The organism is Bacillus spizizenii TU-B-10, from assembly GCF_000227465.1.
Classification (GTDB): domain Bacteria; phylum Bacillota; class Bacilli; order Bacillales; family Bacillaceae; genus Bacillus; species Bacillus spizizenii.
In genome coordinates this window covers 3,590,333-3,611,626 of sequence record NC_016047.1, presented here as the reverse complement: position 1 = coordinate 3,611,626, position 21,294 = coordinate 3,590,333, and the positions used below count along the sequence as shown (strand labels likewise).

Annotated in this window: 28 protein-coding genes; 21 read left to right on the top strand and 7 right to left on the bottom strand. The window is 38.2% G+C overall.

Going from position 1 to position 21,294, the window contains the following annotated elements; all coding sequences use genetic code 11:
* Window positions 1-85: 85 nt before the first annotated feature.
* From GYO_RS40135 to GYO_RS40105, 7 genes are all read right to left on the bottom strand, one after another.
* On the bottom strand, window positions 86-877 hold the full coding sequence (locus tag GYO_RS40135; protein WP_014115362.1) for a hypothetical protein: 792 nt from the start codon (window positions 875-877) through the stop codon (window positions 86-88).
* The gene (locus GYO_RS40130) at window positions 864-1,643 is read right to left on the bottom strand and encodes a membrane-spanning protein (protein ID WP_014115361.1); all 780 of its coding nucleotides are present in this window, start codon (window positions 1,641-1,643) and stop codon (window positions 864-866) included. Before GYO_RS40130 ends, GYO_RS40135 begins: the two co-directional genes overlap by 14 nt.
* Before the next feature lie 74 nt (window positions 1,644-1,717).
* Window positions 1,718-2,170: a DUF2712 domain-containing protein gene (locus GYO_RS40125; RefSeq protein ID WP_014115360.1), complete on the bottom strand. Its 453-nt coding sequence runs from the start codon at window positions 2,168-2,170 to the stop codon at window positions 1,718-1,720.
* Window positions 2,171-2,220: 50 nt separating this feature from the next.
* Window positions 2,221-2,676, bottom strand: a complete 456-nt coding sequence (locus tag GYO_RS40120; protein ID WP_014115359.1) for a DUF2712 domain-containing protein — start codon at window positions 2,674-2,676, stop codon at window positions 2,221-2,223.
* A gap of 52 nt (window positions 2,677-2,728) precedes the next feature.
* Entirely contained in the window at window positions 2,729-3,178 is a 450-nt protein-coding gene (locus GYO_RS40115; protein WP_238528883.1) for a DUF2712 domain-containing protein, read from the bottom strand.
* Window positions 3,179-3,920: 742 nt separating this feature from the next.
* Window positions 3,921-4,913 (bottom strand): LCP family protein, encoded by a 993-nt coding sequence (locus GYO_RS40110; RefSeq protein ID WP_041521082.1) that lies wholly within the window; start codon window positions 4,911-4,913, stop codon window positions 3,921-3,923.
* Window positions 4,913-5,566, bottom strand: coding sequence for a YigZ family protein (locus GYO_RS40105; protein ID WP_014115356.1), 654 nt, complete (start codon window positions 5,564-5,566; stop codon window positions 4,913-4,915). The genes GYO_RS40110 and GYO_RS40105 overlap by 1 nt, the downstream gene beginning before the upstream one ends.
* 215 nt (window positions 5,567-5,781) lie before the next feature.
* Here GYO_RS40105 and degS point away from each other — a divergent pair, with 215 nt between their 5' ends.
* From degS to hpf, 21 genes are all read left to right on the top strand, one after another.
* The gene (gene degS, locus GYO_RS40100) at window positions 5,782-6,939 is read left to right on the top strand and encodes a two-component sensor histidine kinase DegS (RefSeq protein WP_014115355.1); all 1,158 of its coding nucleotides are present in this window, start codon (window positions 5,782-5,784) and stop codon (window positions 6,937-6,939) included.
* A gap of 82 nt (window positions 6,940-7,021) precedes the next feature.
* Window positions 7,022-7,711 (top strand): two-component system response regulator DegU, encoded by a 690-nt coding sequence (gene degU, locus GYO_RS40095; protein WP_003219701.1) that lies wholly within the window; start codon window positions 7,022-7,024, stop codon window positions 7,709-7,711.
* A 99-nt stretch (window positions 7,712-7,810) separates the two neighbouring features.
* Window positions 7,811-8,656, top strand: a complete 846-nt coding sequence (gene fakB, locus GYO_RS40090; RefSeq protein ID WP_014115354.1) for a DegV family protein — start codon at window positions 7,811-7,813, stop codon at window positions 8,654-8,656.
* A gap of 107 nt (window positions 8,657-8,763) precedes the next feature.
* On the top strand, window positions 8,764-10,146 hold the full coding sequence (gene comFA / locus GYO_RS40085) for an ATP-dependent helicase ComFA (RefSeq protein WP_080010142.1): 1,383 nt from the start codon (window positions 8,764-8,766) through the stop codon (window positions 10,144-10,146).
* A 68-nt stretch (window positions 10,147-10,214) separates the two neighbouring features.
* The gene (comFB, locus tag GYO_RS40080) at window positions 10,215-10,511 is read left to right on the top strand and encodes a late competence protein ComFB (protein ID WP_014115352.1); all 297 of its coding nucleotides are present in this window, start codon (window positions 10,215-10,217) and stop codon (window positions 10,509-10,511) included.
* Window positions 10,475-11,197, top strand: coding sequence for a ComF family protein (locus tag GYO_RS40075; protein WP_014115351.1), 723 nt, complete (start codon window positions 10,475-10,477; stop codon window positions 11,195-11,197). The genes comFB and GYO_RS40075 overlap by 37 nt, the downstream gene beginning before the upstream one ends.
* Window positions 11,198-11,269: 72 nt before the next feature.
* On the top strand, window positions 11,270-11,689 hold the full coding sequence (locus GYO_RS40070) for a TIGR03826 family flagellar region protein (protein ID WP_014115350.1): 420 nt from the start codon (window positions 11,270-11,272) through the stop codon (window positions 11,687-11,689).
* A gap of 79 nt (window positions 11,690-11,768) precedes the next feature.
* Complete coding sequence (gene flgM / locus GYO_RS40065; RefSeq protein WP_014115349.1) at window positions 11,769-12,035, top strand: flagellar biosynthesis anti-sigma factor FlgM; 267 nt, start codon at window positions 11,769-11,771, stop codon at window positions 12,033-12,035.
* Between the two features lie 14 nt (window positions 12,036-12,049).
* A complete protein-coding gene (flgN, locus tag GYO_RS40060; protein WP_014115348.1) occupies window positions 12,050-12,532 on the top strand; it encodes a flagellar protein FlgN in 483 nt (160 codons plus the stop codon).
* Window positions 12,533-12,550: 18 nt separating this feature from the next.
* Entirely contained in the window at window positions 12,551-14,074 is a 1,524-nt protein-coding gene (flgK, locus tag GYO_RS40055) for a flagellar hook-associated protein FlgK (RefSeq protein ID WP_014115347.1), read from the top strand.
* Between the two features lie 9 nt (window positions 14,075-14,083).
* The gene (gene flgL / locus GYO_RS40050) at window positions 14,084-14,980 is read left to right on the top strand and encodes a flagellar hook-associated protein FlgL (RefSeq protein WP_014115346.1); all 897 of its coding nucleotides are present in this window, start codon (window positions 14,084-14,086) and stop codon (window positions 14,978-14,980) included.
* 47 nt (window positions 14,981-15,027) lie between these two features.
* Window positions 15,028-15,603 (top strand): DUF6470 family protein, encoded by a 576-nt coding sequence (locus GYO_RS40045; protein WP_014115345.1) that lies wholly within the window; start codon window positions 15,028-15,030, stop codon window positions 15,601-15,603.
* A 20-nt stretch (window positions 15,604-15,623) separates the two neighbouring features.
* Window positions 15,624-16,055: a flagellar assembly protein FliW gene (gene fliW / locus GYO_RS40040; RefSeq protein ID WP_014115344.1), complete on the top strand. Its 432-nt coding sequence runs from the start codon at window positions 15,624-15,626 to the stop codon at window positions 16,053-16,055.
* Window positions 16,049-16,273 carry a carbon storage regulator CsrA gene (gene csrA, locus GYO_RS40035; RefSeq protein ID WP_014115343.1) on the top strand — a complete coding sequence of 75 codons (225 nt, stop codon included), beginning with the start codon at window positions 16,049-16,051 and terminating at the stop codon, window positions 16,271-16,273. Before fliW ends, csrA begins: the two co-directional genes overlap by 7 nt.
* A 143-nt stretch (window positions 16,274-16,416) precedes the next feature.
* Window positions 16,417-17,256 carry a flagellin Hag gene (gene hag / locus GYO_RS40030; protein WP_014115342.1) on the top strand — a complete coding sequence of 280 codons (840 nt, stop codon included), beginning with the start codon at window positions 16,417-16,419 and terminating at the stop codon, window positions 17,254-17,256.
* 229 nt (window positions 17,257-17,485) lie between these two features.
* Window positions 17,486-17,815: a flagellar protein FlaG gene (gene flaG, locus GYO_RS40025; protein ID WP_041521081.1), complete on the top strand. Its 330-nt coding sequence runs from the start codon at window positions 17,486-17,488 to the stop codon at window positions 17,813-17,815.
* 17 nt (window positions 17,816-17,832) lie between these two features.
* On the top strand, window positions 17,833-19,329 hold the full coding sequence (locus GYO_RS40020; protein ID WP_014115340.1) for a flagellar hook-associated protein 2: 1,497 nt from the start codon (window positions 17,833-17,835) through the stop codon (window positions 19,327-19,329).
* 21 nt (window positions 19,330-19,350) lie between these two features.
* Window positions 19,351-19,752: a flagellar export chaperone FliS gene (fliS, locus tag GYO_RS40015; protein ID WP_014115339.1), complete on the top strand. Its 402-nt coding sequence runs from the start codon at window positions 19,351-19,353 to the stop codon at window positions 19,750-19,752.
* The gene (fliT, locus tag GYO_RS40010) at window positions 19,749-20,090 is read left to right on the top strand and encodes a flagellar protein FliT (protein WP_041521080.1); all 342 of its coding nucleotides are present in this window, start codon (window positions 19,749-19,751) and stop codon (window positions 20,088-20,090) included. The genes fliS and fliT overlap by 4 nt, the downstream gene beginning before the upstream one ends.
* Window positions 20,091-20,099: 9 nt before the next feature.
* Window positions 20,100-20,477, top strand: coding sequence for a DUF8042 domain-containing protein (locus tag GYO_RS40005; protein WP_014115337.1), 378 nt, complete (start codon window positions 20,100-20,102; stop codon window positions 20,475-20,477).
* 190 nt (window positions 20,478-20,667) lie between these two features.
* The gene (hpf, locus tag GYO_RS40000; protein WP_014115335.1) at window positions 20,668-21,237 is read left to right on the top strand and encodes a ribosome hibernation-promoting factor, HPF/YfiA family; all 570 of its coding nucleotides are present in this window, start codon (window positions 20,668-20,670) and stop codon (window positions 21,235-21,237) included.
* Window positions 21,238-21,294 lie beyond the last annotated feature (57 nt).

Genomic DNA, 21,294 nt, shown 5'->3' with positions numbered 1-21,294 from the left:
CACTTGTTTCTATGAAAATTGTTACGTATATCTCTTATTAGTAATTCGGATACAATATTTATATCATTAACTAGCATTTTTCCTCCTAATTTTGATAGTCCTTTCTCGAATATAACTCTCGGCCAATTAAATACACAGCAAATAGTAAGATGATGAAATACATATTATTAATTAATACACTTCTTAAATTCAACCAGTTATTGACATCGATGATAGATTTATTTATAAATAAAGAAGGATTTAAATACATAGCATCAATGTAACTGTATATGCATATACATAAGAGAGTCAAGCTGCTATTTTTTATAATGGTTTTAATGATGCCCGTAATTAATGCTACGATTGATAAGCACAAAAACTTAGTGGAAAATATAATTATTAAAATATTAAATGTTGAAAGCTTATCTAAGTAGTGTTCTGGATTCGGTATCTTGTTTTCGTTTAAAAGTACAGTAATTTGTCCGTTGTTTCCTATCCATTTATTATCAAAACCAAAAATTAATCCACCAATTATATATCCTCCAAAGACTAAAGTGAATGTCAATAGAAAGATATAAACCAATGAAATTATTACATGTTTATTCCACACCGATTTTCTAGATGGTAATTTAATTATTTTATTATATGTTTCTTCTTGTTTCATAATTAATAGTACTGTCAAACAAATAATTGGGATAAGTATAAAAATCATCACATTTTTATTAGTAAGACCCATGATACCGTTTAAGTCAGATAGGAAATCAAATATCGAAAGCTGATCAAGGTCAATATTATTTTTTATTTGGTAGTACATGAGTAAAGCAGCGAGATATACAGTTAAGAATATTGAATATTTAGTTTGGTTGCATACATAAATGAAGAGTCTAAATGTTCTCACTCTTTTTACCTCCAACACAAAAGACAACAAATAGTATGATTATTGTTATAACTGTAATGACGTAGATTCCATATGTAAAGGGGACATCTAAAAACAAAAATTTAAGCGGAGAGTAACTTTGAAAGTGTAATGTGTCTAAAATAATGTCTAAAATTGTGTAAATAAAAAAAGGTATTCCAATAACTATATAACGATTTTCGACAAAAAGACTGCAGGTCAAAGCAACTGAAGCAAAAATGCCTCCAAATATAAAACAGTTTCCAATTCTTAAAATTATATATATTAAAGGATGGTTTATATATAAATCAGGCAAAAAACTAATAATAGGAATATTACCAAAGTATAGGTTTGGTTTAATAGCTGGTAGTAAGGAGAAATAAACTACTAAGTTTAATACAAGCGGAACAATCGATGCCATCCCACCAACTAAAAAGTTAACGAAAAACTTTGTTATTAAATATTTGTTTTTGTTTTGCCTTAGTAGAATATTCTTTAAAAATCCACTTTTCTTTTCTTCTATATAAGAATCTGCATATGGTACTGATGCTAGCAATGGAAAAACAGTGATAATGATTGAAAGGTATATTTCTGGGTTAAATAAAAACCACCAGTTATATACGCCAAGAGGATAATCCCAATAATCAGATGGTTTTAAGTGAATAACATTATTTTCTATCACATCTAAGATAGCAATAATTGAACCTAAAACTAAAATAAATAAAGTTGTACTTTTAGTGAAACCTCTAGTTGTTATGCTTTTAAACATTGCAAATCTCCTTTACATAAAGGATAAGATATGAAAGAAACTTTCATATCTTATCATCTGAGATTAATAACCTTTTAGATAGAATCAGGACTCCAAACTCCAGAAGCCCCCCAACTATTAACTGTTCCATAACCTGTTGCTTTAATTTTTACTTTAATGGTTTTTTTATAATCCTCATGAGCATAGTTTTTTAAGTATTGGGTTTTAGGGTATAATCTGAAATTGTTTCCAAATACGTTTCTATACCGTTTTGAGAAACTTTTTCCGGAGCTGGTAACAAGTTCTGCATAATAATGAACAGAACCTGTCATGTTAATGCTTTTAACGCTCATATAAGCGCTTGTATTATCACGTTTTTCTCTTGAACCAGTATATTCATATTTTCCACTTGTACTGTTGGTGAAATGAAAAGAAAAATTAGTATCTTTTGTATTTCCTTTAGCACTTGCATTGCTTACGGCAAACCCTGTCAATACAAGACTTACAATAGTTATAGCTCCAATAAGTTTTTTTAATTTAGTCTTCAATATGATTCTCCTTATTCACAATTTAAAATTAAAGGACCAACTTAAACTTTTTAGATGGAATCAGGGCTCCATACACCACGGGAGTGCCAATTATAACTAGCGGCTCCTCTATAACCTCTTGCTTTAATTTTTACATTAACAGGAGAACCGTGACTATCCTCCATAGCATAATTCTTGATATAATGTTTAGCTAATTTAGGGTTTTCAGCATCATATGTACCGAATGTATATGTCCATGTTTTAGAGAAATTTTTCCCGTTCGATTTTACAAGAGATACTTTATAGTACGGATCGCCATCACTAATTGTTTTGACATTAATGTAAGCACTTGTAGAGTTATACTTAGTTCTAACTGGAGTATAAGCTGTACTATTACCACTAAACTTTAAATTGAAACTAGAATCACTTGTATTTGCTTTTGCTTCAGCATTAGTTGCGGAAAACCCAGTTAATACCAAACCAGTAATAGTTACAGCTCCAATAAGTTTTTTTAATTTAGTCTTCATATATGATTCTCCTTATTCACAATTTTAAATTTTAAAGAATAGCTTAAACTTTTTAGATGGAATCAGGGCTCCATACACCACGAGAGTGCCAATTATAACTAGCGGCTCCTCTATAACCTCTTGCTTTAATTTTTACATTAACAGGAGAACCGTGACTATCCTCCATAGCATAATTCTTGATATAATGTTTAGCTAATTTAGGGTTTTCAGCATCATATGTGCCAAATGTATATGTCCATGTTTTAGAGAAATTTTTCCCGTTCGATTTTACAAGAGATACTTTATAGTACGGATCGCCATCACTAATTGTCTTGACATTAATGTAAGCACTTGTAGAGTTATATTTGGTTCTTACTGGAGTATAAGCTGTACTATTACCACTAAACTTCAAATTAAAACTGGAATCACTTGTATTTGCTTTTGCTTGAGCATTAGTCGCGGCAAAACCAGTCAATACCAAGCCAGTAATGGTTACAGCTCCAATAAGTTTTTTAAAACTCATCTTCAACTTTTTCACCTCCTCACTAAACCTTTAATTTGATTTTCTGTGTAATTATACCATGGAATATAGAAAATTAAAGGTTTAAATAGAAAATTAAACTAATTTTAAAGGATAATTTGTCTGTATTTCAAATGTCTACTATGCACCTGTAAAGTACTAATGCACTAAATAACTGGTTTAAGGTGCTTCTCTTCATATAGTCGAGCAGGCTTTGTGTGAATGTAAAGGAGAGTAGCAAAAGGAAAAATAGTATGGAGTATTATAAGTGTTCAAATTATAAGGGTGTGGTTTTTAGAGAAAGATTGTTTTTTTGATAAGGTTCAGCTATGGAATGTCGAGTATAATCCATTAGTAATCATCGTAATGGTTTATAACAATATAAGTTCGGGTATTGTTCCATACAATATTCAGTTATCGCATTTAAACTAATGTTACATACTTATTATTTAGTAGGTGGAAATCCTTCAATTATCTTCAGAATTAAAAACGACTAAAAATGTGGAGAGTAGATCAATTATAGTATAAATAAATTGGGTCTCTATGAGCTTTTGAATACAAATTCATTAGTCGACTTTCGTGCAACAATATTTGTTTAACACATTGAATCTGGAAAATCGGTTTCGAAAGAGATCAAATCCATAGTTGTTTAAAATCAAAAAAGAGACTAAGAAATTTGAATTCTTAGCCTCTTATTGACCACAGTCTGAAACTTTGACAGTACAGAGTGGAATATTGCGAATTATTATTTATTAGGGTACAAAAAGTTATAAAGTTCTTCTTGAATTTTTGTTAACTCTTCAGCGTCAGGTTGGAAGAAATACTTATTTCCAATATATAAATCGGAGCCTTTTAAAGTTAATGTTTCAACGTCGCTTCCTTTAAAACCGCTGAAAATTTGTTGAAGTGCTAGGACTTGGGTAATTCTTAAATTTGTTGTTATATTATCACTTACTTGATCTGCTAAAGTATCAATTTTTGCCAGATTAGAAGGTTTTGATGTTTGATCTAACATAGCCATCAATATTTGTTTTTGTCTATCATTACGTCCAAAGTCTCCCCGTGGATCTTGTTTTCTCATTCGTGCATAAGCAAGAGCCTCTTCCCCATTTAAATGCATGTTCCCTTTTTGGAAATAAAACTTTTTAGATTTTGATGTATCACTTTTCTCACTAAAATCAAAGGGTACATCAACATCAACTCCGCCAACTTCATCAATTGTTTTTTTGAATCCTTTAAAATCCACAGTGGCGTAATAGTCAATAGGTATATCTAAAAGGTTTTCAACAGTTTCGACAGTTGTTTGAGCTCCGCCTTTGCCATAGGCAGCATTAATTCTCGTTTTTGTCCCGGAAGTATCACCAGATATTTCAACTCTTGTATCACGAGGAATACTCAGTAACTTCATTGTCTTTTGTTTAGGGTTTATAGTAGCAACAATAATAGAATCAGTTCTTCCTCCTTTTCCATTTGTTGCATAGTCTTCAACTCCTAACAAAAGAACAGAAAAAGGTTGTTTTTTCTTAAGGTCTACTACCTCTTTACGTAATTTCGATTTTTCGCCACGGTCTAATTCTTTATAAGAACTGTCAGCGGCTTGAAGTGTTTTATATACTTTATACCCAATTAGCCCGGCGAATACTATAGAAAATAGGAAAAAGAGCAAGAGTATTCGCTTTAAAATAATTTTTCGTTTATTTTTTTTTTTCTTTACACGAACCTTAACTCGTTCTGGCATCATTTATTCTCCTTTTGATTTTTAACTTGATTTTCAAGGTATTTCAAAATACCAAGTTTAGTATAACATGATCCATTCGTTAAATTTAAAATCCATTGAGAATATTCGGAAGTTCTTTTCTCATCTACGTATACATCGAATTCAACATTTTCGGCATAATGGATTTCCTTTAACAGAAATTGTGATTCCCTTAATTCATTTTCTATCTTGCCAAGCCAAGTGTAATCTGCGGAAGTGTGCATGACCCGCATAAGCTTCCGTTCTACAACACCTATATGATTTAATCCTTCAGAAACTGATTTCCCATAAGCGCGAATTAATCCGCCGGCTCCAAGTTTAATGCCTCCGAAGTATCGTGTAACGACGACGCAAGTATCCTTAAGTCCGCGTTTTTTTAATACTTCAAGCATTGGCACTCCCGCTGTACCGCTTGGTTCTCCATCATCATTGGCTTTTTGGATATGATCGTTCTCGCCAATTACGTAAGCCGAGCAATTATGAGTCGCATTCCAGTGCTGTTTCTTTATTTTCTGTATAAATTCCTGTGCCTCTTGTTCGGTAGAAACACGGCTTAAATGACAGATAAAACGCGATTTTTCTATAACAATCTCGTGTTCTCCTGCTTCTTTCACAGTAAAATAGCTGTGCAGCATGCTTGCTGACCCCCTGCTAAGCATAAAAGACTGCCTATACAAATTCGTACAGTCTTTAGAATTTTTGTGCGTATTTTGGTATCATAAAGAATAGAAGGTATATAAAATTGTTTTTTTCTAGAATATACGCATTCTTTCATTATAATTCGACATAATTTGCAGATCAATTACATTTATAATAAAAATATATGACAACGCCGTGACGGAGGGAAATTATGAATAAAACAAAGATGGATTCCAAAGTTCTGGATTCTATTTTGATGAAGATGCTGAAAACCGTTGACGGGAGCAAGGACGAGGTTTTTCAAATCGGGGAGCAGTCACGCCAGCAGTATGAACAGCTGGTTGAAGAACTGAAACAAATTAAACAGCAGGTGTATGAAGTTATCGAGCTTGGCGATAAACTTGAAGTGCAAACCCGCCATGCGAGAAACCGTTTATCCGAGGTCAGCCGCAATTTTCATAGGTTCAGTGAAGAAGAAATCCGCAATGCTTACGAAAAAGCCCATAAACTGCAGGTAGAATTGACGATGATCCAGCAGCGTGAGAAGCAACTGCGGGAACGCCGGGATGATTTAGAGCGAAGATTGTTAGGCCTTCAGGAAATCATTGAGCGGTCTGAATCATTAGTAAGCCAAATAACAGTTGTGCTTAACTACTTGAATCAGGATTTGCGCGAGGTCGGACTGCTTCTTGCTGATGCTCAGGCAAAACAGGATTTCGGCTTAAGAATTATTGAGGCACAGGAAGAAGAGCGAAAAAGAGTCTCCAGAGAAATTCATGACGGACCTGCTCAAATGCTGGCAAATGTTATGATGAGATCGGAATTAATCGAGCGGATTTTCCGTGACCGGGGTACTGAGGACGGATTCCAAGAAATTAAAAATCTCCGTCAAAATGTGCGGAATGCCCTTTACGAAGTGAGAAGGATTATATATGATTTAAGACCGATGGCCCTTGATGACCTAGGCCTGATTCCAACTTTAAGAAAATATCTATATACAACCGAGGAATATAACGGGAAGGTCAAAATACATTTTCAGTGCATTGGTGAAACAGAGGATCAGCGGCTTGCGCCTCAGTTTGAAGTTGCGCTCTTCAGGCTCGCACAGGAAGCTGTGTCTAATGCGCTAAAGCATTCTGAATCTGAAGAAATTACAGTCAAAGTTGAAATCACAAAGGATTTTGTGATTTTAATGATAAAAGATAACGGAAAAGGGTTCGACTTGAAGGAAGCGAAAGAGAAGAAAAACAAATCATTCGGCTTGCTGGGCATGAAAGAAAGAGTAGATCTATTGGAAGGAACCATGACAATAGATTCGAAAATAGGTCTTGGGACATTTATTATGATTAAGGTTCCGTTATCTCTTTGACTATGATTTGTAAAATAGAGCCAAAAGGCATATTGACCGAATGCTAGAGTATATTGAACAATAATACAAGGAGGCGTGGCTTGTGACTAAAGTAAACATTGTTATTATCGACGACCATCAGTTATTTCGTGAAGGTGTTAAACGGATATTGGATTTTGAACCTACCTTTGAAGTGGTAGCCGAAGGTGACGACGGAGACGAAGCGGCTCGTATTGTTGAGCACTATCATCCTGATGTTGTGATCATGGATATCAATATGCCAAACGTAAATGGTGTGGAAGCTACAAAACAGCTTGTAGAGCTGTATCCCGAATCTAAAGTAATTATTCTATCAATTCACGATGACGAAAATTATGTAACACATGCCCTGAAAACAGGCGCAAGAGGTTATCTGCTGAAAGAGATGGATGCTGATACATTAATCGAAGCGGTTAAAGTAGTTGCCGAGGGCGGTTCTTACCTTCATCCGAAGGTTACTCACAATCTCGTTAACGAATTCCGCCGTCTTGCAACAAGCGGAGTTTCTGCACATCCTCAGCATGAGGTTTACCCTGAAATCCGCAGACCATTACATATTTTAACCCGGCGGGAATGTGAAGTGCTGCAGATGCTTGCAGACGGAAAAAGCAACCGCGGTATTGGTGAATCATTGTTTATCAGTGAGAAAACCGTTAAAAACCATGTGAGCAATATTTTGCAAAAAATGAATGTAAACGACCGGACGCAAGCCGTTGTGGTCGCCATTAAAAATGGCTGGGTAGAAATGAGATAGTATAATATACGAGACTTGCCTTTTACTAGGCAGGTCTTTTTTTAGGCTGCCGTTTCCCTTACAATAGAGTTATAAAGCAATAAGGCAGGTATCGAAGCTATGAATATTGCAGTCGTAACAGATAGCACGGCATATATTCCGAAAGAAATGCGTGAACAACATCAAATACATATGATCCCTCTCCAGGTTGTTTTTGGTGAAGAAACTTATCGTGAAGAAATCGAACTGGACTGGAAAAGCTTTTACGATGAAGTAAAAAAACATACCGAGCTTCCGACGACTTCTCAGCCGTCAATCGGAGAACTGGTTGCTTTGTATGAAGAGCTTGGCAAGTCTTATGATGCGGTCATCAGTATCCATCTTTCCAGCGGGATCAGCGGAACGTTCAGCAGTGCAGCAGCGGCTGACACAATGGTTGACAATATTGAAGTGTATCCATTTGACTCAGAGATCAGCTGTTTGGCTCAAGGCTTTTATGCTCTTAAAGCTGCTGAATTAATCAGAAATGGAGCATCATCGCCGGAAGATATCATAAAAGAACTGGAAGAAATGAAAAAAACAGTTCGGGCGTATTTTATGGTAGATGATTTAGCCCATCTTCAGCGGGGCGGACGATTAAGCAGCGCTCAAGCCTTCATTGGGAGTCTTCTAAAGGTAAAGCCTATTCTTCATTTTGACAATAAGGTAATTGTGCCTTTTGAGAAGATTCGCACACGAAAAAAAGCTATTTCGAGAATTTATGAGCTTTTAGACGAAGATGCGAGTAAAGGATTGCCTATGCGTGCTGCTGTTATCCACGCTAATCGAGAAGAAGAAGCAGCGAAGATCATTGAAGAGCTTTCTGCAAAATATCCTCACGTTGAATTTTATAACAGTTATTTTGGCGCGGTAATCGGCACTCATTTGGGTGAGGGTGCGCTAGGAATATGCTGGTGTTTTAAATAACGTAAAATCTCCGTTTTAACAGCGGAGATTTTTTTATATTCTTATTTTGATTGCTGGACAGAAAATATTCACTAAGGCATACTGTCTCGAAAGGAGGCGGTGCTATGCTGATTGTGCCAGCAGAAAAGAACATTTCTTTTTCAAAAGAATTGCAGCAGACGCTTCAAAGCCGTCATTTGCTCAGAACCGAACTCCCATTTTCCGATAAGTTGATTGAATGGCATATCGAAAATGGATATGTCGCTGCCCAAAACTCTATATCCATAAATAAACGGGGATATAAGTGTAATAGGTGCGGCCAAAATGATCAGCGGTATTTTTCTTTTTATCTCTCATCTGGAAAGAATCAGCTATATTGCCGTTCCTGTGTCATGATGGGCAGAGTGAGTGAGAATGTTCCTTTATATTCGTGGATAGAGGAGGATGAACCAAACTGGCCGCAAATAAAGCTGACATGGGATGGCAAGCTTTCAAGCGGACAACAAAAAGCCGCCAATGTCTTAATTGATGCAATATCAAAAAAAGAAGAGCTCCTCATTTGGGCTGTTTGCGGCGCTGGCAAAACAGAGATGTTATTCCCCGGTATAGAATCCGCGTTAAATCAAGGGTTGCGTGTATGTATTGCGACACCCCGCACCGATGTAGTATTAGAGCTTGCTCCTAGACTCAAGGCTGCCTTTCAGTGTGCTGACATTTCAGCACTTTACGGAGGAAGTGATGACAAAGGCTGTTTATCTCCGCTTATGATTTCTACCACACATCAGCTTTTGCGATATAAAGGGGCATTCGACGTTATAATCATTGATGAAGTTGATGCGTTTCCGTATTCTGCTGATCAAACACTTCAGTTCGCTGTTCAAAAAGCTAGAAAGAAAAACAGCACCCTTGTTTATTTAAGTGCAACACCTCCTCAAGAATTAAAAAGAAAAACACTGAATGGACAGTTATATTCAGTTCGTATTCCAGCAAGACACCATCGGAAACCTTTGCCCGAACCGCGCTTTCTATGGTGTGGAAACTGGAAAAAGAAATTATACCGAAATAAAATCCCGCTAGCGGTAAAAAGATGGATAGAGTTTCATGTGAAAGAAGGGAGGCCTGTTTTTTTGTTTGTTCCCTCCGTTACTGTTCTGGAAAAGGCAGTTGCATGCTTTAAAGATGTTAATTGCCGAGCAGCGGCAGTACATGCGGAAGATAAACACAGAAAAGAGAAAGTGCAGCAATTCAGAGACGGTCAGCTTGATCTCTTAATCACAACAACAATATTAGAAAGAGGCGTCACGATTCCCAAGGTGCAAACGGGTGTATTAGGGGCGGAATCGCCTATCTTTACGGAAAGCGCACTTGTTCAAGTCGCAGGAAGAACCGGGCGGCATAAAGAGCATGCAGACGGTGATGTCATTTTCTTTCACTACGGAAAAACAAAGAGTATGCTGGATGCAAGAAAGCATATAAAAGAAATGAATGCCTTGGCAGCAAAAAATGAATGAACAGACTAGCCATTATTTGAAAACGTGGTACAGTATACTCATATAACCGACGATGAGGAGCTGTAAAAATGCTTGTCAATTCAAAAGAAATCGTAATGAAAGAACTGCTCGACCGATATATGGATCAGCTTCATATGATCTGCACTTGCCAAGTATGCAAAAACGATGTATTGGCACTTTCTTTAAACAAAGTAAGACCATCCTACGTCACTGATCTTCAAAAGATCGCATATACAAAAGCTGAGCTTGTAGATAAACAAAAAAACACGGCTATGCTTGTCATTTTGGCTGAATCTGCTGCTGTGGTATCAGAGAGTCCAAGCGATTTATGCCAAATGAAGCAGGAGGGGGCATTTATAAACTGATCTGTCTATTATGCGATTCACCATTTTTTCAAGCTATTACATGGAGAGCTCTTTTTTTATTAAAGCCTGAAGAAAAAGTCTGCCATACCTGCAGAAGCAAATTAAAGAAAATAACAGGACATATCTGCACCCTGTGCGGCAGGCCTCAATCCGTTCATGCGGTATGCAGGGATTGCGAGGCGTGGAAATCAAGAGTCAGTGACAGCTTGCTGTTGCGCCAAAACCGTTCAGTTTACACATATAATGATATGATGAAAGAAACGCTCTCCCGTTTTAAATTTAGAGGAGATGCAGAAATCATAAATGCTTTTAAAAGTGATTTTTCTTCAACCTTCTCACTGGTTTACCCCGATAAGCATTTTGTTCTTGTTCCTATTCCGCTGAGCAAGGAACGGGAAAAAGAGCGCGGATTTAACCAGGCACAGCTCCTGGCAGAATGTTTAGACCGGCCTATCCACCATCCCCTCATCCGCCTGAATAATGAGAAACAGTCTAAGAAAAAGAAAACAGAACGCCTGCTTTCAGCACGTATTTTTGATACAAAAAACAACTCAGCCGAAGGTATGAATATCATTTTAATAGACGATCTTTATACAACAGGCGCCACTTTGCATTTTGCAGCCCGCTGTTTATTAGAGAAAGGAAAAGCCGCTTCAGTGGCATCTTTTACCTTAATCAGAAGCTAAATGATTCTGTTTTTATGCCGATATAATCACTAGAAATTAACACAGGCATATTATCGAATAAGGAGAAAAAAGATGGGAGAACTGGCGAATTGTCCGAAATGCAATGCTTTATTTTTAAAAACAAAGCTGCAAACCGTATGTCAGGCGTGTATTAAGGAAGAAGAAACATCATTTGAGATTGTATATAAGTTTTTAAGGAAGCAGGAAAACCGGCAATCGACTTTGAGCCGGATAACCGAGGAAACAGGTGTAGAAGAAGAGCTGATATTGAAATTCATCAGGCAGAAACGCATTCAAATCACTCATCTCCCTAATTTGGCATACCCATGTGAAAGGTGCGGGACATCGATTCGGGAAGGCAAGTTCTGCAAGGCTTGTCAGTCCGATTTAAAGGCTCAAATGGATCATTTGGACCACGAGGACGCACTGAAAACAGAGAAGGAAAATAGTAAAAAAGACACATACTATGCCTATAATACCAAAAACAACTGATTCCCTAAACTAACTGAAACCGCAGTCGATAAAAGGGTTAGATTGTTTAAAGACTGCAACGGAAAGCGAGAGGAATCCTATGAAAATCAATCAATTTGGAACACAATCCGTTAATCCATACCAAAAAAATTATGAAAAGCAAGCGGTGCAAAAAACTGCTGCACAGCCTCAAGATAAAATTGAAATTTCATCACAGGCTAAGGAACTGCAAAATGCATCCGACGCAGTCACTGGTTCACGCCAGGAAAAAATTGAGCAGCTTAAAGCGCAAATTGAAAACGGGTCATACAAAGTAGACGCAAATCATATAGCAAAAAATATGATTGATTTTTATAAAAAGCAATAAAAAGGAGAAAGCCCATGTCAGCAAAGCCAATTATTGAACAATTGAAGCGACTTTGCGTTCTGCATGAGCACCTGCTCACGCTGTCTGAGGAAAAGACGGAAGCGCTCAAAGCCGGCAAAACAAAAGAGCTTTCTAACATTTTGACAAAAGAACAAAAGTATATTCAAGCAATCGGGCAGACAGAAGATGACCGGATCAAGGCGACTTCCGCCTTTCTCGGATACAGCGATAATAACACCATTTCCGCATGTATCGCCAAAACTTCAGGCAGTGAAAAGGAAGAGCTGGAACAATTATACGAAGCTCTTTCTAACGTTCTCGGACATCTGAAAGAAGTGAATGAGATGAATAGGCAGTTGACGAGAGACGCGCTGCAATTCATCTCTATTTCGTACGATATGCTGGTTCCTAAGGAAAATAATTTCAATTACAGCAAATCAATTAAAGCTGAGCTTCCAAAGAGCAGCCCAATGAAACTTTTTGATTCAAAAGCTTAGCAGAAAGGAATTCAGAATATGACATCTACCTTTATGGGGCTTGAAACTGCAAGGCGGGCGTTAAGCGCTCAGCAAGCAGCGTTAAGCACTACTGCAAATAACGTGGCAAATGCCAATACTGATGGTTATACAAGACAGCGAGTCTCATTAGAGGCAACTGACTATTTCCCTGCTGTATCAAAAAATACAGAAAAAACCGCGGGACAAATGGGAACGGGTGTTCAAGGGAAGTCAGTTGAGAGAATAAGAGATATCTTTCTTGACTACCAATACCGCCTTCAAAACAACAGTGCCGGATACTATGACACGAAAGCCAAAGCTCTGTCCCAAATGGAAGGCGTTTTAAATGAGACCGATGACAGCGGCTTGAACAGTGTGCTCAATTCGTTTTGGAATTCCCTTCAGGAATTATCGAATAATACTAATGAAGACAGTGCGCGTTCTGTTGTTGCTCGAAAAGGACAAGCTGTAGCTGAAACGTTTAATTATATTTCTGAATCACTTACAAATGTTCAATCGAACTTAAAAGCAGAACTAAATACAACTGTGTTGGACGTTAATTCTCTGCTATCTCAATTAAACAGTTTAAATAAGCAAATTGCACAAGTAGAACCGGTCGGACTTCTTCCGAATGGCTTATATGACCAGCGAGATTTGCTGATAGATAAATTATCCTCAATGGTTGATATCAAAGTCAGCTACAACAAATCAGGAGGGAATGCACTTTCTTCTGCTGAGGGAACTGTATCAATTGAAATCCTTGATAAAAATAAACAGTCGCTGGGAACTGTTTTGGACGGTAAAAATTACGCGGTTTCAGAACTTGCAGCCAACTATGATAATGAAACTGGGTTAGTATCAAGTATTTCAATCGGAGATACGGCTGTACAGGTGGAGTCATTCAGCAGTAAGGGATCCCTTTTAGGATTTGTAGAGTCTTACGGGTATATAACAGCAGACGGTGAAGAAAAGGGCATATACCCTGAAATGCTAACTGACCTTGACAATATGGCCCTTGAATTCGCGAAAGCTTTCAATGAAGTGCACAGAAATGGTTTGACCAAGAGCGGTGAACAGGGCGGGGACTTTTTTGATTTTACTGGCGGTGACACTGAGCCTGCAAAGGGAGCAGCGGGCAAGATTAAAGTTGCTGACAGCATAATAGATTCTAAAGGCGCAAACATTGCTTTCTCACTGACTGGTGCAGCCAACGATAATGCAAATGCTACAAATTTAGCGAATGTTTTAACCGGTAAAATGATCATTAATGGCAAAGAAACTAGTGTGTTAGATTATTATGCGGGTTTGATTGGCGAGCTGGGGATCAAAGCTCAAGAGGCGAATCGCCTGGCGTCTAATACAGAAACACAGCTCAATGATGCTGACATCAACCGTCAGCAAATGAGCGCGGTCTCTTTAGACGAAGAAATGACCAATATGATTCAATTCCAACACGCATACAATGCTGCTGCGAGAATGGTAACGTTACAAGACGAAATACTCGACAAAGTGATCAATGGCATGGGTGTCGGAGGAAGGTAGGTAGATCAAATGAGAGTAACACAAGGGATGATTCAGCAAAACTCATTGAGATATATCGGTTCAAGCTACTCGAAGCTGGATAAACTTCAATCACAGATTTCTTCAGGAAAAAAAATCTCAAAAGCTTCTGACGATCCTGTAGTAGCGATGAAAAGCTTAAAGTATAATAATCAATTGTCACAAGTGCAGCAATATCAAAGCAATGCTTCTCAGGCATTTACCTGGCTCGAAAACACAGAAACAAACATTACTGAAGGAATTGACATCCTATCAAAGGTCAGAGAATTAGCTGTTCAAGCTCAAAGTGATACAAACGGCGAAGCGGAGCGGCAAGCGATTGGCGTAGAAGTTAAGCAATTAAAGGAGCAGCTTTTGAATATTGCGAATACACAAGTGAACGGAAGATATATCTTTAACGGCACAAATTCAGACAAGCCTCCGGTTACAGATAACGGAGACGGAACTTATACAATTTCTGATACTGCTGATGTTGTTGTCAATATATCAAATAATATGGCATTGAAAGTGAATTCAGATCCAAAGTCAGCTTTTGGGGGCACTTCTGAAAGCGGACAGAATGTATTTGAAATGCTTGACTCATTTGAGAAAGCACTGAGTTCAGATTCACTAGATGGCATGGACAATGTTTTAGATGATATTGATCAATTTTCTGGCGGCATGAGTGCTGAACGTTCTGATCTTGGAGCAAGATATAATCGTCTTGAACTGGTTAATACAAGACTTTCAGCTCAAGAAGAAACAGCTACAAAAGTGTTGTCAGACAATGAAGATGTAGAACTGGAAGAAATAATAACTGAATTTATTGCGCAGCAAAGCGTGCACAGGGCTACCCTGGCTGTAAATGCACAAATTGTTCAGCCTACATTGATTGACTTTTTAAAGTAAAGCGGCTCTCAGGAGTTCGCTTTTTTTATAGTTCAGGAGGTAGAGTAATGCAAATTCCCAGATTGATTATGCATAGTGTTCAAGGGAAAATTGGTTTAACAACGACGCCCGCCAGCTTAAAAATGGAGCAGCCGCAAGCCGACCTAGAGATCGAACAGCCAAGCGCGGAAATGGAAATTTCGGTGACGCCTGGAAAACTCACGATTGATCAGACGCAAGCATGGGAAGAATTAGACAGAAAACATATATTCAAGAGAATCGAAGAAGCCGCGCAACAAGGGCATGAGGATGTAATGGAGGGAATAGCCCGCACTGCAGAAGAAGGAGCCGAGCTTATGAGAATTGAAAATAAGGGGAACCCAATCGCTTCACAAGCAAGGAGGAACTCTGAGATGCACCAGATTCAATTAGGCGAACATTATGCTCCTTCTCTTTCAAGGGTGAAAATACAATATACCCCGTCAGAGCTTGATATTCAGATTACGCCGCAAAAGCCTGTTATTCAGGCTGAACCGCATAAACCAATTGTTGAATATACGCCTGGAAACGTTAAGGTTGACATGCTTCAATACCCTGATTTAAATATAGATGTAGAATACCCGAAAGAATCACACGAAAAGTAAACAGAAAAGGATCGTGAACAATGATCATTCATACAAAGTACCATGGCCAAATGAACGTAAAAGAAGAACAAATCATTCTTTTTGAAAACGGGATTCCGGGCTTTTTAGAAGAAAAACAGTTCGTCATTCTTCCGCTTTCAGAAGACTCTCCATTCGTGGCGCTGCAGTCCGTCACTTCAGAAAATCTTGCGTTCATCGTTGTCAGTCCGTTCATCTTTTTTAAGAATTATGAATTTGACCTTGATGAATCAACTGCTGAACTTTTGGATATCGATAATATTGAAGACGTAGAAGTTATGACAATATTGACCATGGCAGAGCCGTTCGAAAAATCTACTGCCAATTTATTGGCTCCCATTATTGTGAATCGTAAAAACATGATGGCTAAGCAAGTCGTTTTACACGACTCCTCATATACGACAAAGCATCCGATTGGAGGAGAATCATGCTAGTTTTATCGCGGAAAATAAACGAAGCGATTCAAATAGGTGCTGATATTGAAGTGAAAGTCATTGCGGTTGAGGGTGATCAAGTGAAAATTGGAATTGACGCCCCAAAGCATATTGATATTCACAGGAAAGAAATTTACTTGACCATTCAGGAAGAAAATAACCGTGCGGCAGCGTTATCCAGTGATGTGATCTCCGCATTATCCTCACAAAAAAAGTGAGGATTTTTTTATTTTGGTATTAACAAAATCAGAGACAATCCGATATTAATGATGTAGCCGGGAGGAAGCGTAAATGACTCCGCCGGTTACAAAAATGAGGCACAAGGACGTGCCTAAAAACACATTCAGGGAGGAACAAAACTATGAGAATTAACCACAATATCGCAGCACTTAACACACTGAACCGTTTGTCTTCAAACAACGGTGCAGCACAAAAGAACATGGAGAAACTTTCTTCAGGTCTTCGTATCAACCGTGCGGGAGATGACGCAGCTGGTCTTGCGATCTCTGAAAAAATGAGAGGACAAATCAGAGGTCTTGATATGGCTTCTAAAAACTCTCAAGACGGAATCTCTCTTATCCAAACAGCTGAGGGTGCATTGACTGAAACTCACTCAATTCTTCAACGTGTTCGTGAGTTAACTGTTCAAGCGGGTAACACTGGTACTCAAGATGCAACGACAGACCTTCAAGCAATTCAGGATGAAATTGATAACCTTCTTGATGAGGTAGATGGAATTTCTCAACGTACAGCTTTTAACGGTAAAAACCTTCTTGATGGTACGGAGACAAATGGATTCACTTTCCAAATAGGTGCCAACAAAGGTCAACAATTAACAGTTAGCATTGGGGATATGAGTACTGCTGCTACAGGTCTTGACATGTTAAAAGCAGATTACAAAGTAACAACAGCTACGGCAGCTAACACAGATGCGCTTCTAACTAAAGTAGATTCTGCAATTAACAAAGTATCTTCTGAGCGTGGTAAACTTGGTGCAGTACAAAACCGTTTAGAGCACACAATTAACAACCTTGGTGCTTCTTCTGAAAACTTAACAGCTGCTGAGTCTCGTATCCGTGACGTTGACATGGCTAAAGAGATGAGCGAGTTCACAAAGAACAACATTCTTTCTCAAGCTTCTCAAGCGATGCTTGCTCAAGCAAACCAACAGCCGCAAAACGTACTTCAATTGTTACGTTAATTTTGAAAAGACCTTGGCGATTGCCGGGGTCTTTTTTTATATTCCTAACTCCAAATCTTTCCCCTTGCTGTCTATAACTCGTGATATAATAATCGGATTCTCCACCTGCTTTATAAATGTATTTCCAAACAAGAAATCTAAAACAGATGAGTTTTTTTCCAAAAATATGTGTAATCTTATCTCGACTTAGTCGATATAAACGATAGATTGGGACATAGGGGATGATCAATTGAATATTGAAAGGCTCACTACGTTACAACCTGTTTGGGATCGTTATGATACTCAAATACATAATCAGAAAGATCATGAGAGTGTGGTTCCTGTTCAGCAAGTTTCATATACCAATCTTGCTGAAATGGTAGGGGAAATGAACAAGCTTTTGGAACCTTCGCAAGTTCACCTGAAGTTTGAGCTCCATGAGAAGTTAAATGAATACTATGTACAAGTAATAGAGGACTCTACAAATGAAGTCATCCGCGAAATTCCGCCGAAACGGTGGCTTGATTTTTATGCGGCTATGACTGAATTTCTTGGGTTATTTGTAGATGAGAAAAAGTAGATTAGGAGTGGTTTGGAATGGTCACGAGAATAACAGGTCTGGCGTCAGGAATGGATATAGATGATATCGTATCAAAGCTGATGCAGACAGAAAGAGCGCCGCTTGATAAGCTGACACAAAAAAAACAGACTCTTGAATGGCAGCGTGACAGCTACCGTGAAGTAAACTCAAAAATAAAAGAACTGCAAGATTATATGTCTAAAAATACGTTGACATATCCGAGTACGTATCAGAGCAAAACTGTTACCAGCTCCAATGAGTCTGTGTTAACTGCTACAGGAAGCGCAAGTGCGCCAAACTCTTCTTCTACTGTTGAAGTAGCGAGCTTGGCAACCGCAGCGACTTATAAGGCAAATAATTATACGGGATACACACAAGGCGATTATAATTTGGCATTTGACGTTGTTGCGCCTGGCGAGACAACGGTAAAAACAGTAAACATCAGTGTGACGAGCGCCGATACGATTGATAATGTGATTTCTAAAATTAACAGCTCAGATCTAGGAGTATCAGCATTTAAAGATAAAATTTGGAACGGTACAGAGTATGTAGAAACGATTGCGTTTTCTTCTAAAGCAACAGGCGCAGGAGGCAGCATACAGGCAGCAGACTCTTCTACAGCCGACTTTATGTCCGGTCAGCTCGGTTTTTCTTTAGACGCTGATAATAAGCTCACTGCTTACAAGGAAGGAACAAATGCAAAAGTCACAATTAATGGCTTTGAAATGGAGAAGCTGACAAACAACTTTACGGTTAATGGCGTTACCTACTCGATCAAAAATACAACGGCAGCCACAGGCCCTGTTACCACATCTGTTTCTACTGATGTTGACGGGATTTATAACCAAATTAAAGAGTTTGTAGATAAATACAATGAATTGGTTGACAGTCTGAATGAAAAGCTTAAGGAAGAAAAATACAGAGACTATACGCCGCTGACGAGTGAACAAAAAGAAGCAATGTCTGATAAAGAGGTAGAGCTGTGGGAAGAGAAGGCAAAAAGCGGATTGCTGAGAAATGATGCCAGTATAAGCACCGGTACGAACCAAATGCGGACTGATTTTTATACTCAAGTAAATGCGAATGGAAAAACCTATCAATTAACTGAATTTGGCATCACAACATCAAGTGCTTACCAATTACGGGGACATTTAGAGATTAATGAAGATAAACTGAAAGCAAAAATACAAGAAGATCCGCAAAGTGTTGCCGCCTTATTTACAAGCGGAACGAACAGCAGTGACTATAGTGATAAAGGAATTATGAAACGCATCGGTGATACACTGAAAAGCACAGTGAAAAGCATTGAAGCAAAAGCCGGCAACTCGACAATGGGCGCCGATAACTACTCAATCGGTAAAAATTTAAACACGATCAGCACTGATATCATCAAAATGCAGGACCGGTTGAACACGATAGAAAACCGTTATTATAAAAAATTCAGTGCAATGGATTCTGCGATTCAAAAAATGAACGAACAAGCGTCCTATTTATCACAGCTTCTTGTACAATAAATGTAATTTGGAGGATGACACATGGCGATCCAAAATCCTTATACAGCCTATCAGCAAAATTCAGTGAATACTGCTACACCAGGTGAACTGACACTTATGCTGTATAATGGCTGTTTGAAATTTATAAGACTCGCATCTCAGGCCATTGAGAATGATGATATGGAACGTAAAAATGAAAATCTGATTAAAGCGCAAAATATCATTCAGGAATTAAATTTTACACTTAACCGCAACATAGAGCTTTCCGCTTCCATGGGTGCGATGTACGATTATATGTATCGAAGATTGGTACAGGCAAATATCAAAAGTGATACGAGCATGCTGGATGAGGTTGAAGGATATGTAACAGATTTTCGTGATGCATGGAAACAAGCCATTCAAAGTGAACGGAAGGACCGGCACGGATCAGGCGGGATCGCATGAATAACATAGATCAACTATACACTGAGACGCAGAGTATGCTGTCACACATACAAGATACACCTGAAAGCGATGAACTTTTAAAGCAAATTGAAGACTTTGTGGCTAAACGGTCTGAACTTATTCAGGAGATATCTCTGCCGCTTTCAGAAGAAGAAAAAAAGCAGATGAAGCTTGTCCTGACATGGGATCAGCTTATTGTGAAGGAAATGAAAAGACTAAAGCAGTCAATCGCAACAGAACTTCAGCAGGTAAAAAGAAAACGTGCGATGCACACGACGTATTTAAATCCTTATAACAACATTACGATTGACGGCAGATATTATGACAAGCGTAAATAGGTGAGTGCCTTGAAGAGCATTGAAGATTATACGCTTTTATCAGCTTATTATCATCTTCTTTTTACCATTGAGGAAGGGCTATGTTATTTGATAGAAGCTGAACAGAATTTATCAAAAACAGAAGGGGATCGGATCTACCAAGATCTGATCCAAGCCTTTTTTTATTTGGATTCAACACATTCAACACTTCTCTTTGTTATGAACACGCGGTGTGCTGAAATATGTATTAAAGCATTTGACGAAATTTTTGCGGAGTTTGATCAATTGGTTTCTTTCTCTTTTCCCTCTTATGAGTTCTGCGAGTTTTTAAAAGAACATTTTCTGATTCATTATAGAAAATGGATGCTGTCCATTCATCAATGTATGGAGCCCTTTGTAATCAATTAGGCGAGGGTGAGGTATTTGTTTATTACAATCAGCATATACATATACCTCCGAACCGCCAAATCATCAGCACATACAAACACAATTCGACAAAGTTCACTGAATTTTCACAAAAGGTTTACGTTTCAGCAGGAATTGTAAAGGGTAAAGAAGAAATAGATACATATCCTTAATAAAAGGGAGGCGTTCTTTGATGAACTATAACATCAGAGGAGAAAATATTGAAGTGACACCCGCGTTAAAGGATCATGTCGAGAAGAAGATCGGCAAGCTGGAGCGTTATTTTGACCATAGCGTGAATGCCGATGTGAACGTCAACTTGAAGTTTTACAACGACAAGGAGTCTAAAGTTGAGGTTACGATTCCGATGACAGATCTGGCGCTTCGGTCCGAGGTGCATAACGAGGATATGTACAACGCAATTGATCTCGCAACAAACAAACTGGAACGTCAAATCCGTAAGCACAAAACGAAAGTAAACCGTAAATTCCGTGAGCAGGGCTCTCCAAAATATTTATTGGCAAACGGCCTTGGCTCTGATACAGATATTGCGGTTCAGGATGAAATAGAAGATGAGGAGAGCTTGGACATTGTCCGTCAGAAACGCTTTAATTTAAAGCCGATGGACAGTGAAGAAGCGATCTTGCAAATGAATATGCTCGGCCATAATTTCTTTGTTTTCACAAATGCAGAAACAAACCTTACAAATGTCGTGTACCGCAGAAATGATGGGAAATATGGCTTGATTGAACCGACTGAATAAAGAACAAAAGCCTTCCGTGATGACCGCGGAAGGTTTTTGTTTTTCTTATTTGCAAAT